The organism is uncultured Sphingopyxis sp. (assembly GCF_900078365.1).
Lineage (GTDB): Bacteria > Pseudomonadota > Alphaproteobacteria > Sphingomonadales > Sphingomonadaceae > Sphingopyxis.
This window is the reverse complement of sequence record NZ_LT598653.1, coordinates 3,652,441-3,667,270: the sequence shown is the minus strand read 5'-3', so window position 1 is coordinate 3,667,270 and position 14,830 is coordinate 3,652,441. Positions and strand designations below refer to the sequence as shown.

General features: G+C 66.3%; 12 protein-coding genes. 4 read left to right on the top strand and 8 right to left on the bottom strand.

The genetic code is table 11. The annotated features are described in order from the left end of the window. Positions 1–85 precede the first annotated feature (85 nt). The 7 genes from QZL87_RS17010 to QZL87_RS16980 form a co-directional block, all read right to left on the bottom strand. Positions 86–889 (bottom strand): SDR family NAD(P)-dependent oxidoreductase, encoded by an 804-nt coding sequence (locus QZL87_RS17010; protein WP_295327000.1) that lies wholly within the window; start codon positions 887–889, stop codon positions 86–88. Next, positions 889–1,665 carry an SDR family oxidoreductase gene (locus tag QZL87_RS17005; protein WP_295321581.1) on the bottom strand — a complete coding sequence of 259 codons (777 nt, stop codon included), beginning with the start codon at positions 1,663–1,665 and terminating at the stop codon, positions 889–891. Before QZL87_RS17005 ends, QZL87_RS17010 begins: the two co-directional genes overlap by 1 nt. Beyond that, positions 1,662–2,729: a phosphotransferase family protein gene (locus tag QZL87_RS17000; protein ID WP_295321580.1), complete on the bottom strand. Its 1,068-nt coding sequence runs from the start codon at positions 2,727–2,729 to the stop codon at positions 1,662–1,664. Before QZL87_RS17000 ends, QZL87_RS17005 begins: the two co-directional genes overlap by 4 nt. Positions 2,730–2,868: 139 nt before the next feature. Beyond that, positions 2,869–3,960: a Zn-dependent alcohol dehydrogenase gene (locus tag QZL87_RS16995; RefSeq protein WP_295321579.1), complete on the bottom strand. Its 1,092-nt coding sequence runs from the start codon at positions 3,958–3,960 to the stop codon at positions 2,869–2,871. 112 nt (positions 3,961–4,072) lie between these two features. Then, on the bottom strand, positions 4,073–5,362 hold the full coding sequence (locus QZL87_RS16990; protein ID WP_295321578.1) for an acyl-CoA dehydrogenase family protein: 1,290 nt from the start codon (positions 5,360–5,362) through the stop codon (positions 4,073–4,075). A 110-nt stretch (positions 5,363–5,472) separates the two neighbouring features. Continuing rightward, positions 5,473–6,933: an MFS transporter gene (locus QZL87_RS16985; protein WP_295321577.1), complete on the bottom strand. Its 1,461-nt coding sequence runs from the start codon at positions 6,931–6,933 to the stop codon at positions 5,473–5,475. Next, a complete protein-coding gene (locus tag QZL87_RS16980) occupies positions 6,930–7,787 on the bottom strand; it encodes an SDR family oxidoreductase (RefSeq protein WP_295321576.1) in 858 nt (285 codons plus the stop codon). The genes QZL87_RS16985 and QZL87_RS16980 overlap by 4 nt, the downstream gene beginning before the upstream one ends. Positions 7,788–7,959: 172 nt before the next feature. Between QZL87_RS16980 and QZL87_RS16975 the strand changes: the two genes are divergently transcribed. The 4 genes from QZL87_RS16975 to QZL87_RS16960 all read left to right on the top strand — a co-directional run bounded on the left by QZL87_RS16975 (position 7,960) and on the right by QZL87_RS16960 (position 12,050). Further along, a complete protein-coding gene (locus QZL87_RS16975; RefSeq protein ID WP_295321575.1) occupies positions 7,960–9,141 on the top strand; it encodes an acyl-CoA dehydrogenase family protein in 1,182 nt (393 codons plus the stop codon). Positions 9,142–9,281: 140 nt separating this feature from the next. Further along, entirely contained in the window at positions 9,282–10,400 is a 1,119-nt protein-coding gene (locus QZL87_RS16970) for an acyl-CoA dehydrogenase family protein (protein ID WP_295321574.1), read from the top strand. A gap of 159 nt (positions 10,401–10,559) precedes the next feature. Beyond that, positions 10,560–11,363 (top strand): SDR family oxidoreductase, encoded by an 804-nt coding sequence (locus tag QZL87_RS16965; RefSeq protein WP_295321573.1) that lies wholly within the window; start codon positions 10,560–10,562, stop codon positions 11,361–11,363. A gap of 168 nt (positions 11,364–11,531) precedes the next feature. After that, on the top strand, positions 11,532–12,050 hold the full coding sequence (locus QZL87_RS16960) for a hypothetical protein (protein WP_295321572.1): 519 nt from the start codon (positions 11,532–11,534) through the stop codon (positions 12,048–12,050). Positions 12,051–12,149: 99 nt separating this feature from the next. Here QZL87_RS16960 and ppc read toward each other — a convergent pair whose 3' ends face one another. Next, a complete protein-coding gene (gene ppc / locus QZL87_RS16955) occupies positions 12,150–14,819 on the bottom strand; it encodes a phosphoenolpyruvate carboxylase (protein WP_295321571.1) in 2,670 nt (889 codons plus the stop codon). Positions 14,820–14,830: the final 11 nt, after the last annotated feature.

The following is a 14,830-nucleotide window of genomic DNA, read 5'->3' as shown; positions in this document are numbered from 1 at the left end:
TGCCAGTTTGAACCGGCCGGAGATGGGTCCCCGCCTTCGCGGGGACACGCAGCGTATACCGAAGCGCATCATCTGCGAGCCACCCTCAGTGCGACGTCTGGCCGAGCAGCTGGCGCGTCACCGGGTGCGAGCTGGTGAGGCCGCCATCGACCGCGATCGCCTGTCCGTTGACATAGCTCGCCTGATCGCTGGCAAGGAAGAGCGCGACATTGGCGAGCTCCTCGGGCTGCGCCGCGCGGCGCAGCGGGTTCAATTGGCCGAGTTTGTGCGTCACCTCCTTGGCGCGCGCATAGTCGAAGGTCGGCTTGGTCATCCCCGTTTCGGTGAGGCCGGGACACACGGCATTGACGCGCACGCCGCTGGTCGAGAGTTGCTGCGCCGCGACCTTGGCGAGGTTGATGACGCCCGCCTTCGACGCCGAATAAGCGCCCGGACCCGCGCCCGAATTGATCCCCGCGACGCTCGCGGTCAGCACGATCGCGCCGCCGCGCCCCTGATCGACCATCGCCTTGCCGGCATGCTTCACCATCAGCGCGGGACCGATCAAATTGACGCGCAGCGTCTCGGCCCATGCCGCGGGGTCGAAATCGAAGATGCCGCCCATGTCGCCGATGATCCCGGCGTTGGCGAAGGCGACGTCGAGGCCGCCGAAATTGTCCTTGGCCGCTGCAACGAGCGACGCGACGTCGACCTCGACGCCCGCGTCGATCTCCAGCGCGACGACCTCGCCGCCCGCATCCTTCACCAGCTTCGCGGTCTCATGCACCGCCGCCGTCTTGTCGCCGATGACGAGCTTTGCGCCCTCGGCGGCGAAGCGCAGCGCGCTCGCGCGGCCGATGCCGCTGCCCGCGCCCGTGATGATCGCAACCTTGCCGTCCAATGCGCCCATCATGCGCCTCCCGAAATCGTGGCCCCGCCATCGCAGACGATGGTCTGGCCGGTGGTGAATGCTCCCGCCTTGCTGGCGAGGAAGACCGCGGCGCCCGCGATCTCGTGCGGCTCGCCGATCCGCTTCAGGGTCGAGGCGGCGGTCGATCGTTTGAGGTTTTCGGGATTTTCCCACAAGGCGCGCGCCATGTCGGTGCGCACCAGCCCCGGCGCGATGCAGTTGACGCGCACGCCGCGCGGCCCGAATTCGACCGAGAAATTGCGCGCGACCTGCATGTCGGCCGCTTTCGAAATGCCGTAAGCGCCGATAATCGGCGATCCTTTCAGCCCGCCGATCGAGCTGATGATCGTGATCGACCCTTCGCCGCGTTCGAGCATTTCGGGCGCGACCATCGTGATCAGCCAGTGGTTGGACAGGATATTATTGTCCATGATCTTGCGGAACTGATCGTCGCTGATCCCGAGGCCCGGGCCGTAATAGGGGTTCGACGCGGCGTTGCAGACGAGCGCGGTGATCTTGCCGAAGGCGGCGCGCGTCTCGTTCACGAGGTTCTGGAGGTCGTCCTTCGACGAGATGTTGGCGGCGACCGAAATCGCGGTGCCGTCGCCGAACTTCGCGTTGATCTCGCCCGCGGTCGCATCGCACGCATCCTGCTTGCGGCTCGAAATCACGACCTTCGCGCCCTGCTCGGCCATCGCCTCCGCCGTGGCTTTTCCGATGCCGCGCGACGATCCGGTGATCAGCGCGACCTGGCCGGTCATGTCGAACAGGCTCATGCGCCGGCCTTTCGTGCAAAGTCCCATGCCTTTTCGGCAAGCGGGCGGACGCGTTCGGACATCGCCTTGGCATGGGCGGACGAGGCGGTGCCGTCGATGACGCGCTTCTTGATCCCCTGCATGATCCCGGCGAGACGGAAGAAATTATAGGCGAAATACCAGTTCATGTCGGGCACGCCGTCGCGGCCCGTCGCCGCGCAATAGCGTTCGACGACTTCGTCCAGTTCGGGGATGCCGAGTGCTTTGCGGTCGAGGTCCATCACCCCCGAGCGTCCGCCATTTTCGGTGACCCACGCCATCGCCACATAGGTGAAATCGGCGAGCGGATCGCCCAATGTCGACAATTCCCAGTCGAGCACCGCGAGCACTTCCGGTCGGTCCTTCGCGAAGATCATATTGTCGATGCGGTAATCGCCGTGGACGACGCTGGTCCGCGTCTGCTCGGGCAGCGTCGCGGGAAGGAACGCGATCAGCCGCTCCATCTCGTCCATCGTCTCGGTCTCGGAGAGCTTATACTGTTTCGTCCAGCGATCGACCTGCCGCCCGAAATAATTGCCGGGCTTGCCGAAATCCGCCAGCCCCGCCGCCTCGACATCGATGCTGTGCAGCGCGGCGAGCGTGTCGATCATCGCGTCATAGGTCGCGCGGCGATTGTCGGGGGTCGACCCCGGCATCGCGCCGTCCCAGATCGTGTGGCCGTCGACCATGCCCATCACATAGAACCAACTGCCGACCACCGAGTCATCGGTGCAAAGCCCGTACTGGCGCGCGACCGGGAAGCCCATTTTATGCAGCCCCGCCTGCACCTTATACTCGCGGTCGACGGCATGCGCCGAGGGCAGCAGCGGGCCGAAGGGCTTGCGGCGGAGCACATAGTTTCCGGACGGCGCCGAAATCTTGTACGTCGGGTTCGACTGGCCGCCGGCGAACTTGCTCTGCGTCAGCGGACCCTCGAAGCCCTCGACATTCGCTTCCATCCACGCGGTCAGCTTCGCCTCGTCGAGCAGGTCGGCGCCCTCGGGCGCGACGGTGCCGCTGAACGCTTTCTGCGCGTCCAAAGTCATAAGCCCCTCCTCTTAAGAGGAGGGGTTTGGGGTGGTGCAGCGACGGTTCGGTTCACCACCCCGCTGCAACTAGCGAGCAAGCTCGCAAGTTTCGCTGCCCCTCCTCTGAAGAGGAGGGGGGATGAGATGTGCCCGACGATCACTGGTCGAACACGATCACCGACCGCGCGGCGTCGCCTTTCCTCATCTTGTCGAACCCTTCGTTGACCCTGGCGAGCGGGATCGTCTCGGCGACGATGCTGTCGAGGTCGAGCAGCCCGCGCAGGTAGAAATCGACGAGGCGCGGAATGTCGACCGGGAAGCGGTTGCCCCCCATGATCGCGCCCTGCAATTTCTTGCCCGAAAGCAGGTCCATCGCGCCGAGTCCGACTTTCTCGCTAAGCGGCATCATGCCGAGGATCGTCGCGGTGCCGCCGCGGCGCAGCGAGGCGACCGCGAGGCTCGCGGAGGCGGGGCGGCCCACGGCCTCGATCGCGTGATCGACGCCGCCCTTCGAGATTTCGACGATCTGCTTCGCGGCATCGTCGGCGAGCGCGTCGACGACGTCGGTGGCGCCGAGCTTCTTCGCGAGTTCGCGCTTCTCGGGCACCGGGTCGGCGGCGATGATGCGCCCCGCGCCCGCAATCTTCGCCGCGTTGATCGTCGCGAGCCCCACGCCGCCGCAGCCGACGACCGCGACCGTCTCGCCCGGCGTCACCTTGCACGCGTTGAAGATCGTCCCCGCACCCGTCGTCACCGCGCAGCCGATGACGGCGGCGCGGTCGAGCGGCATGTCGGGATCGATCGCGACGCACGCATGTTCGTGGACGAGCATCGTCTCGGAAAAAGCCGACAGGTTGAGCATCTGGTTTACCGGCGACCCGTCAGGGCGCGTGATGCGCGGCGCTGATCCGACGGGGCGCCGCGTGTCGCCGCCCATGCACAGCGACATGCGGCCGCTGACGCAGAACTCGCAGTGGCCGCAGAAGGCGCTGAGGCAGGTCACGACCGCGTCGCCGACCTTCACCGTGCGCACTTCGCTGCCGACCGCCTCGACGATGCCCGCGGCCTCATGGCCGGGGATCGCGGGCAGAGGATGCGGATAGGCGCCGTCGATGAAATGCAGGTCCGAATGGCAGAGCCCGCACGCGGCAGTGCGGATGCGCACCTCGTGCGGGCCGCAGTCGGCAACGACGACGTCCTCGACGGACAGCGGCTTGCCCGGCTCGATCAGGATCGCGGCTTTGGTCATTCATGCTCTCCATTTGGTCCCCCTCCCGCCTGCGGGAGGGGCTAGGGGAGGGAATGTTAAATACGAAGCGGAACAGGCCCTCCCCCGGCCCCTCCCGCAAGCGGGAGGGGAGCTAACGTGATACCCCGACGTCGCCCGACGAAAAGCCGGGATCGCTCGCTTCGCTATGCTTGGCGAACTCGATGCGCGCGATCGCGCGCTCGTGAACCTCGTCGGGCCCGTCGGCGAGACGCAAGGTCCGTTGATGCGCATAGGCCTTGGCGAGCCCGAAATCCTCGGACACGCCGGCGCCGCCATGCGCCTGGATCGCATCGTCGATGATCTTGAGCGCCATGTTCGGCGCCTGCACCTTGATCATCGCGATCTCGGCCGCCGCGGTCTTGTTGCCGACCTTGTCCATCATGTCGGCGGCCTTGAGGCACAGCAGGCGAGTCATCTCGATGTCGATGCGCGCCCGCGCGAGGCGGTGCTCCCAGATGCTATATTCGGCGACCTTCTTGCCGAACGCCACGCGCGACTGGAGCCGCTTCGCCATCTTGGCGATCGCTTCTTCCGCCACGCCGATCGTGCGCATGCAATGGTGGATGCGGCCGGGCCCGAGGCGCCCCTGCGCGATCTCGAAGCCGCGCCCTTCGCCGAGCAGCATCGCCTCCTCGGCGTTGACGCGCACGTCCTTCAGCTCGATTTCCATATGGCCGTGCGGCGCGTCGTCATAGCCGAAGACGGGCAGGTGGCGCAGGATGGTCACGCCGGGGGCGTTCAGCGGCATCAGCACCATCGACTGCTGCGCGTGGCGCTTCGCGGCGAAATCGGTCTTGCCCATCACGATCGCGACCTCGCAGCGCGGATCGCCCGCGCCCGACGACCACCATTTGCGGCCGTTGATCACATAATCGTCGCCGTCGCGCTCGATGCGCGTCTCGATATTCGTCGCGTCGGACGAGGCGACGCGGGGCTCGGTCATCAGGAACGCCGAGCGGATCTCGCCGTTCATCAGCCGGCCGAGATATTTCTCCTTCTGCGCACGCGTCCCGTAACGGTGGAAGACTTCCATATTGCCGGTGTCGGGCGCCGAGCAGTTGAACACCTCGCTCGCGAAGCCGACGCGCCCCATCTCCTCGGCGCACAGCGCATATTCGAGGTTGGTGAGACCCGGCCCCTCGAACTCGAACGTCTCGTCGACATGGTGATGCGCGGCGCTGCGCGGCGGCATGAACAGGTTCCAGATGCCGGCTTCCTTCGCCTCGGCCTTCAGATCCTCGACGATCTGGATCACCTTCCAGCGGTCGCCCGCCTTGTCCTGTTCGTAATAGGTCGGGACGGCGGGGCGCACCTTGCGTTCGATGAAATCGCGCACCCGGTCGCGCCAATAGACCTGCCGGTCGGTGAGGTCGAAATCCATCTCCGCATCCTTCCCTTTACGTTCACGTAAACCTTTGGACCGATTCGCCGGCCTTGCCAAGTCCTGCGGCCCGAAAATTACCTCATTTGGTCATGGCGCGCAGTTTTCGCTCAGGGATGCGCGCCCGTGGCGTCGGGTTCGCCGCGCGCGGCATCGTCGAGCAAGGCCAGCCGCGCTTCATGGTCGGCGCGCGAAATCGGAAAGCGGCGCATCACGAGCAGCCCCGCCGCGCCGATGACCAGCACCGCGAGCGCGTAGCCGAGCGCGAGATTGCCGAGCACGCCCGCGCCGACCTCGCCCGGCTTCGCATTCGCCGGAAAGGCCGCGAAGGAGAGAATCAGTCCCGCGACGAAGATGCCGATGCCCGTCGCGCATTTCTGCATGAAGAAATAGCCCGCGAAGAACAGCCCTTCGGAGCGGCGTCCGGTCTCGCTCTGCGACGCCTCGACGACGTCGGCCATCATCGACGACGACAGGATCATCAGCATGATCGAGAAAGTGTTCGACACGAACACCAGCGCGAACATCGTCGCGACGCTCGGCTTGCCGGGCAGGCCGGGAAAGATGCCCTCGATCCACGCGAAATAGATGCCGCTGTTGACGAGCAGCGCGACCGTGCCCGCAAGGATCGCGCCGTCGCGCTTGCCGAGCCGCGCGGCGAGCGGGGCGACGAGGATGAAGGCCGCGATCATCGTCCCGAACAGCATCAGGACGTAACCGATCATTTCGCCCTGCGTCAGCTGCCAGAAAAAGCCGAGCAGATAGTTGGTCATCGAAAAGGTGATGCCCTGATTGACGAAGCCGAACAGCGCCGCGAACACCAGCCACAGGAAAGCGCGGTTCGACAGCGTGTCGCGCATGTCGCGCAGGATGTGCGCGAGGCTCGCCGACGGCTTGGCGTCGTCGAGGTTCGACACCGCGATCCGCTTGTGCTGCCCCGCCGCCGAGATCAGCACCGCGCCGAGCATGACGAGCGCACCGGTCAGCGCATAGGGGAAATAGCCCGCCGGATCGACCAGTCCCTTCGATCCGCCGAAAAAGACGCCATAGGCGAGGAACAGGATGAGCAGTCCGCCGCCCCAGCCGAACAGGAAGCGATAGCGCATCACCACCGTGCGCTCGTCGTAATCGGCGGTGAGTTCGGGGACGATCGCCACCGACGGCACTTCGCACATCGACACCAGCGCGCGCACGACGATCGCGAAGCCGATCAGCCAGGCGACGGTCGCCGCATCGCTCATTTCGGGCGGACTCCACAGCGCCATCCACGCAAGCGCGAGCGGGAAGGGGGCGGCATAGAGCCACGGCAGGCGGCGGCCCCAGCGGCTGCGCGTGCGGTCGGTCAGCTCGCCGATCACCGGATCGACAAAGGCGTCGAAAATCAGCGCCACCATGATCGCGGTGCCGACGATGCCGGCATCGAGCCCGATCACCTGATTGTAGAAAAGCAGCAGGAAGGTCGAAAAACCATTCTCCTTGACGCCATAGGCGATGCTGCCGAGCCCGTGCATCAGCTTGAGCCCGATCGGCAGCCGCTCGGGCGCCGGGACGGGCGTCGCCGCCGCGCTCACGCGGCGGCTCCGGCTTTCGCCGCTTCCTCCATCGCGAGCAGGGCGTCGAACATGCCCGGCGTTTCCTTGTCCCACGCATGGCGCTGGCCGATCGTCAGCCCGCCGTCGACGAGCAGGTGCGTGCCCGTCATGAAGCTCGACTCCTCGCTCGCGAGATAGGCGACGGCGTTGGCGATGTCCTCGGGCTGGCCGCCGCGCGCGACGGGCTGCGCGTTCGCGCTCATCTCGGCGATCGCCGCATTCGCCTGCGCCTTGAGCTCGCCCGGAACTTCGAGCGAGGCGGTGAAGATATTGGTGTTGATGAAGCCGGGGCAGATCGCGTTCACGCGGATGCCATATTGGGCGAGGTCGGTCGCCGCGACCTTGGAGAGATGGAGCACGCCCGCCTTCGCAACCGCATAGGCGATCGGCGAATAGCCCGCACCCAATGCCGCGACGCTCGCGGTATTGACGATCGATGCGCCCTTGCGGTGCTTCATGTGCGGCGCGGCATAGCGGATGCCCATCGCGACCGATTTCAGCACCAGATCCATCGTGCGGTCCCAGCCTTCGGGACTGATCTCGTCGATCGGCGCGCGGTCGCCGCCCGCGGCGGCATTGTTGAAGACGATGTCGATCCCGCCCGCCTTCGCCGCCGCGGCGTTCATCAGCGCCTCGATGTCGGGCGGCATTGTGACGTCGCAGCGGATGAAGCTGATCTTGCCGTTCGATTGTTCGGCAAGCGCCTTGCCGCCCGCCTCGTCGATGTCGGCGGCGAAGACGTGCGCGCCCTCGCCCGCCAGCTTCAGCACCGTGGCTTTGCCGATTCCCGACGCCGCGCCCGTGACCACCGCTACCTTGCCTGCGAATCGCATGACCCATTCTCCCGTTTTCTTTTGCCACTTAGCTTAGGCGCCAAAGGGGATGCGTCAACGGCGGTCGATCCGACGCTACGGCGCCGTAACGGCAGGTGCGCGCTGCCAAGTTGACGCTTGCGTAAAGCAGCGAAGCGGACGTAGATTTGCCCGCAGAAGAGGAGCCAAAAGGATGAGCGAACTGGACGCGTTCCGCACCGAAGTGCGCGAATGGCTGGAGGCCAATTGCCCCCCCGAAATGCGCGAACCCGTGCGCGACGAGGGCGACGTCTGCTGGGGCGGCCGCAAATGGGTGTTCAAGAACGACGCCCAGAAAGCGTGGCTCGAAGCCTGCGTCGCGAAGGGCTATACGGTGCCCGACTGGCCCAAGGCCTATGGCGGCGCTGGCCTCTCGCCCGAGGAGACCAAGATTCTCCGCCAGGAAATGAAGCGCATCAACGCGCGCTCGCCGCTCGACAGCTTCGGCATCTGGATGCTCGGCCCCGCGCTGCTCAAATTCGGCACCGAGGAGCAGAAGGTCCATTACCTCACCCAGATCGCGCGCGGCGAAATCCGCTGGTGCCAGGGCTATTCGGAACCGGGTTCGGGCAGCGACCTCGTGTCTTTGCAGACCTTCGGCGAGGACAAGGGCGATCACTGGGTCGTCAACGGGTCGAAGATCTGGACCAGCTACGCCGACAAGGCCGACTGGATCTTCTGCCTCGTCCGCACCGACAAGGCGAACAAATATCAGGGCATCACCTTCATGCTCTTCGACATGGAGAGCAAGGGCGTCACCACCAAGCCGATCCTGCTGATCAGCGGCAACTCGCCCTTCTGCGAAACCTTCTTCGACGATGTCGAAGTGCCGAAGACGCAGTTCGTCGGCGAGGTCAATCGCGGCTGGGACGTCGCCAAATATCTCTTGGGCCACGAGCGCGAGATGATTTCGGGCGGCGGCGCGGGCGGCGACATGGTCAGCATCGGCGGCGCCTTTGCCAAGGCGTTCGGAAAGAATGCGGCGGGCGAACTCGACGATCCGATATTGCGCGCCGAAATGGCGGCGTTCGACGTCGATGTCTTCGCCTATCGCGCGATGGGCGAGCGTTTCATGGATATGTGGAAGACCGGCCGCGCGCATCCCGCGTCGTCGAACATGATGAAATATGTCGGCACCGAACTCAACAAGCGCCGCCACGAACTCGTCATGGCGGGCGGCGGCAGCGACGCGCTCGAATGGGACAGCGAAGAGAGCAAGGGCGGCGCAAGGGCGCGCACCTGGCTGCGCACCAAGGCCAATTCGATCGAAGGCGGGACGAGCGAAGTCATGCTCAACGTCATCGCCAAGCGGATTTTGGATTTGCCGGGGGCTTGACCATTCTCCCCTCCCGCAGGCGGGAGGGGCAGCGAGGCTTGCGAACTTGTTCGCTAGCCGCAGCGGGGTGGGCAGATGCGAGTTCGCTGGCCCACCCCTAACCCCTCCCGCCTGCGGGAGGGGAACTGGAGAGAGAAAATATGCCGCTCTATCACAATGACGACCAGGCGATGCTCAAGGACAGCGTCGCCCCCTTCGTGACCGAACAGGCGCCCGTTTCGCACCTGCGCAAACTGCGCGACAGCGCCGACGCCACCGGCTTTTCGCGCGACCTCTGGGCGCAGTTCACCGAAATGGGCCTGCCCGGCATGCTCGTGCCCGAGGCGCACGGCGGGCTCGGCATGGGGCATATGGAAGCGGGCATCGTGCTCGAGGAAATCGGCCGCAACCTGACTCCGTCGCCTTTCCTCTCGACCGGCGTCGGCGCGGTCGCCGCGCTGGCGAAAGCGGGCGGCACGCAGGCGGGCCGCTGGCTCCCCGCGATTGCGTCGGGCGAGGCGATCGTCGCGCTCGCGATCGACGAGGGCGCCAAGCACCGCCCCGACCGCATTGCCACCACCGCGACGCGCGCGGGCAACGGCTTCCGCCTCGATGGCAAGAAAAGCTTCGTGCTCCACGGCCATGTCGCCGATATGAGCATCGTCGCGGCGAAGACCGACGGCGGCATCACTTTGTTCGCGGTGCCCAAGGATGCCAAGGGCCTCACCGCCGACCCGCGCCGCCTCGTCGACTCATCGCTCGCCAGTCACGTCACGCTCGACGGCGTCGAGGTCGACGCCGACGCGGTGATTGGCGAGGTCGATGCGGGCGGCGAGATCCTCGACGCGCTGCTCGCCGCGACGCGCACCGGCGCCGCCGCCGAAATGGTCGGCGTCGGGCAGGGCGCGATGGACATGACCGTCACCTACCTCAAGGAACGCAAGCAGTTCGGCAAGCTGATCGGCGAGTTCCAAGGCCTCCAGCACCGCGCCGCGCATCTTTATGGCGAGATGGAAGTCGCGCGCGCCACGGTGATGAAGGCGCAGCAGCTTTTGGACGAAGGCAGCGAGGGCGCGAAGCTGATGGTCTCGGTCGCCAAGGCGAAGGCCGGCCGCGCCGCCAACCTCGCGGTGCGCGAAGGCGTGCAGATGCACGGCGGCATCGGCATGACCGATGAATATGACATCGGCCTCTATATGAAACGCGACCGCGCGCTGGCGGAGTATATGGGCGACGTCCATTATCACATCGATCAGGTCGCCCGGATGAACGGCTATTGATCGACTACCCCCTCCCCTTCAGGGGAGGGGCAGAGAGACTTGGTCCGGCGTTAGCCGGGCCTTAGTCGAGCGGGGTGGGGGCCATCGGCCCTGCGCTACGCCGCAAGCCCCCACCCCAACCCCTCCCCTGAAGGGGAGGGGCTTTAAAGGAGCAAGAAAATGAACCTCCAGAACATGTTCGGCCTCGACGGCCGTATCGCACTCGTCACCGGCGGCTCGCGCGGTATCGGCAAGATGATCGTCGAGGGCTATCTCGCCGCGGGCTGCGCGCGCGTTTATATCTCGGCGCGCAAGACGGCGCAGATCGAGGAAGCCGTCGCCGACTTCGAGACGCGCTACCCCGGCAAGGTCATTGGGCTTCCCGTCGACCTCTCGACCGTCGAGGGCTGCCGCGCGCTCGCCAAGGAGCTTGAGGCGCGCGAGGAACGGCTCGACATTCTCGTCAACAACGCCGGCGCCGCGTGGGGCGAACCGTTCGAGGGCTTCCCCGAGGCGGGCTGGGACAAGGTGATGGACATCAACGTCAAATCGCCCTTCTTCCTGACGCAGGCGCTGCACGGGCTCTTGAAGGCCGGCGGCAGTGCCGACCGCCCCGCGAAGGTCATCAACATCGGCTCGATCGACGGGATGCGCCTCAATCCATGGGAAACCTACAGCTATCACGCGTCGAAGGCGGCGATCCTCTACCTCACCAAACGCCTCGCGGCGCGGCTGGTGCAGGACCATATCATCGTCACCGCGATCGCGCCCGGCGCCTTCCAGTCGGACATGAACAAGGCCGCGCGCGATCATGGCGACGCGGTCGCGAAAAGCATCCCGGTCAAGCGCATCGGCGTGCCCGAGGACATGGCCGGCGCCGCGATCTTTCTCGCGTCGAAGGCGGGCGACTATGTCGTCGGCGACACGATCACCGTCGACGGCGGCCTCGTCCACGGCGACCTCAAGACGAGCATCGACGCCTGATTTGACTCCCGTTTCATCGTCATCCCGGACTTGATCCGGGATCCATTCGGCGCTTGCCTTGCGGGCGAGGAAGAATGGATGCTGAATCAAGTTCAGCATGACGACGGAAAATTGACTCGGTCCATCCAAAGGTGTATTATATAACTAATGCACCAAGGAGATTGAGCCATGCGTCTCGCGTTCCTGATTCCCCCGCTGATGCTCCTCGCCGCCTGCGGGTCGGAGGAGAAGAAGACCGGCGACGCGACCGAAGTCTCGATCAACGCCGAAGGCGACGGCGGCGGCGTCAAGATCCGCGCCGGCAAGGACGGCGGCAAGATCAGCATCGGCGGCGAAGGGGCCGCGATCAACATCGACGTCCCCCACTTCGTCGACCTCGACATCGAAAGCGATTTCGACATCGATGGGGTCAAGCTCTACCCAAACAGCAAGGTCACCAAGGTTGATGTCGATGCGAACGCCAGGAACGGAGCCGACAAGGCGACGGTCAAGCTCGGCTTCACCTCACCCGCCGCGCCGAAGGCCGCTGCCGACTGGATGGCGGGCGAGTTCGCGAAGAAGGGCGTCAAGATCACGCGCTCGGGCGATATGCTCGCGGGCAAGGACAAGGACGGCGACGACTTCACCATCAGCTTCGCCCCCGACGGCGCGACCGCCAAGGGCGAAGTGGTGATCGTCAAGGGCTGAGCCCAATACCGTCGCCCCCGCGAAGGCGGGGGCCGCCGTCGGCCTTGCGCTACCGCTCCAGCGGCCCCCGCCTTCGCGGGGGCGACGAATATTGGCCGTTCAGCCGCTGTTCCTCAATGCCGTCGCGATCGCGTTGATCGTCAGCTGGATGCCCTCGGCGATGCGCGGGTCGGTTTCGCCCGCGCGGTGGCGCTTCATCAGCTCGATCTGCAGCAGGTTGAGCGGCTCGATATAGGGCAGCCGCAATCGGATCGACGCTTCGAGCGCCGGATTCTTCTCGAGCAGCCGCGTCTGCCCGGTGATGTCGAGCAGACCGTCGTGCGCGCGGTTCCACCCGTCGCGGATCGCGGTGAAGATCGCCGCGTGCCCGTCGATATGCCCCGCCAGCTCGGCATAGCGCGCCGCGATCCCCATGTCGGACTTCGCGAGCACCATTTCCATATTGCCGAGCAGCGCGGCGAAGAAGGGCCAGCTTTCGGCCATGTCGGTCAGCAGCGCCTTGTCGCCGAACGCCGCGAACGCCTCGCCCGTCCCGTACCAGCCCGGAAGCATCGTGCGCGCCTGCGCCCAGCTGAACACCCAGGGGATCGCGCGCAGATCCTCGATGGCGCTCGACTTGGTGCGGCTCGACGGCCGCGACCCGATCTTGAGTCCCGCGATCTCGGCGATCGGTGTCATCGCGCGGAAGAAATCCTTGAACGCGCCCGTGTCGTAGACGAGCCCGCGATAGGCGCCGAACGCGGTGTCCGACAGCGCGTCCATCGCCTCGGCGAAGCGCGCGCTGTCGGCGTCGCTCTTCGCTTCGGGCTCGAGGCTCGCGAGCAGGCTCGCCGACACCATCGCTTCCAGATTGGTCGCGGCGCTCTCGATCGTGCCATATTTGGCGGCGATCACCTCGCCCTGTTCGGTGATGCGGATGCGCCCCTGCACCGTGCCCGCGGGCTGCGCGCGGATCGCGGCAAAGGCGCTGCCGCCGCCGCGCCCGACCGCGCCGCCGCGGCCGTGGAACAATTGCATCGCGGTATCGGCCGCCTCGAACACCGGGGTCAGCGCGGCGGAGGCCTGATGCAGCCCCCAGGTCGAAGTCAGATAGCCGCCGTCCTTGTTCGAATCCGAATAGCCGATCATCACTTCCTGATGCCCGCGCGCGGCGACCTGCGGCGCGATTTCGGGCAGCGCGAAGTAACGCGCCATGATCGCGGGCGCGTCGTTCAGGTCGGCGATCGTCTCGAACAGCGGCACGACCATCAGCGTATCGTCGCCTTCGGTCGACCACAGCCCCGCCTCGCCCGCAAGGACATGGACTTCGAGCAGGTCCGACAGGCTCTCGGCCTTGCTGATGATCCACTGGACGATCGCGTCGGGGCCCAGCCGCTTGCGCACCGCGGCGGCGGCGTGGACGATCGCGAGTTCGCCCGCCGTCTCCTCGCTCCATTCGTGCCACGGCGCGGCGAGCGGGCGGTTCACGCCAAGCTCCTTGCGCAACAGCGCGACGCGCGCCTCCTCGTCCAGCGCCAGATAATCGGCCTCGACCCCCGACACTTTGAACAACTCGGCGAGCACGCGTTCGTGAACCGCGCTATTCTGCCGCATGTCGAGCGTCGCGAGGTGGAAACCGAACACCTCGACCGCGCGGATCAGCCGCCCGAGCGCGCCGATGCCCGCGAACTGGCCCTTGCCGCTCGCCGCCAGCCCGTCGGCGATGGTGACGAGGTCGCGGCGGAAATCGGCCGGGGCCGCATAGGCTTCGCCCTTCAGCGCCGCGGGGCGCGGCGGCGCCTTGCCGGTGATCGCAACATAGGTGGCCGACAGCCGCGCATAGATGCCCGACAGCGCGCGGCGATAGGGTTCGTCGCGGCGGCTCGGCGCAGTGTCGCCGCTCGCCTCGGCCAAGGCTTCGACCGCTTCGGGCACCGGCGCGAGGCTCGACGACACCGACAGCTCGGCGCCGAGCGCATGGACCTGGTCGATATAATGACCGAGCACCGCGGCGGCGTTGCGCGACGTCGCCATATGCAAGGTCTCGGCGGTGACGAACGGATTGCCGTCGCGGTCGCCGCCGATCCAGCTGCCGACGCGCAGGAAGGGCGCGGGGCGCGTTCCCAGCTCCTTCTCCCATCGTGCGTAGAGCTTGGGCACCACGGGCAGGAAGACGTCGCGCAAATAGGTCAGCGCATTGTCGATTTCGTCGGCGACGAACAATTTCTCGGTGCGCAGCGGGCGCGTCTGCCAGAGGAGAACGACCTGCCGGCGGATCGCTTCCTCGATCACGTCGCCCTCGGGCGTCTCGTCGAGCCCCGCGTCGCGCAGCGCCATCAGCTCGGCGACGCGGTTCTTGTGGTCGAGCACCGACTTGCGCCGCACCTCGGTCGGATGCGCGGTCAGCACCGGCGCGACCAGCGAGGCGCCGAGCAGCGCCGCGACCGCCTCGCTATCGATCCCGCCGTCCTTCAGCTTCTCGATCGCCGCCGCAACGGTCGCCTCGGGCTCGGCCGCGACCCCCTGCCGGTCCTCCGCCAGATTGGCGAGCATCGAGAAGAGCATGAAGCCGCGCACGAAAGCGATCGTGTCGTCGAGGCTCAGCGCCTCGAGCCCCGGATCGATCGCCTCGGCGCCCGCGATGCCGCGATGCCGGTCGACGCTCGAGGAGCGGATATATTCGGTCTGGCGGAACAATTTGTCGCCGCCATAGGCGCGGATGACGTCGCCGAGGATCCGCCCGAGATAGCGGATGTCGGGATTTTGCGAGATCTGGATAGGCGGGCCCATAAGCGCGCTTG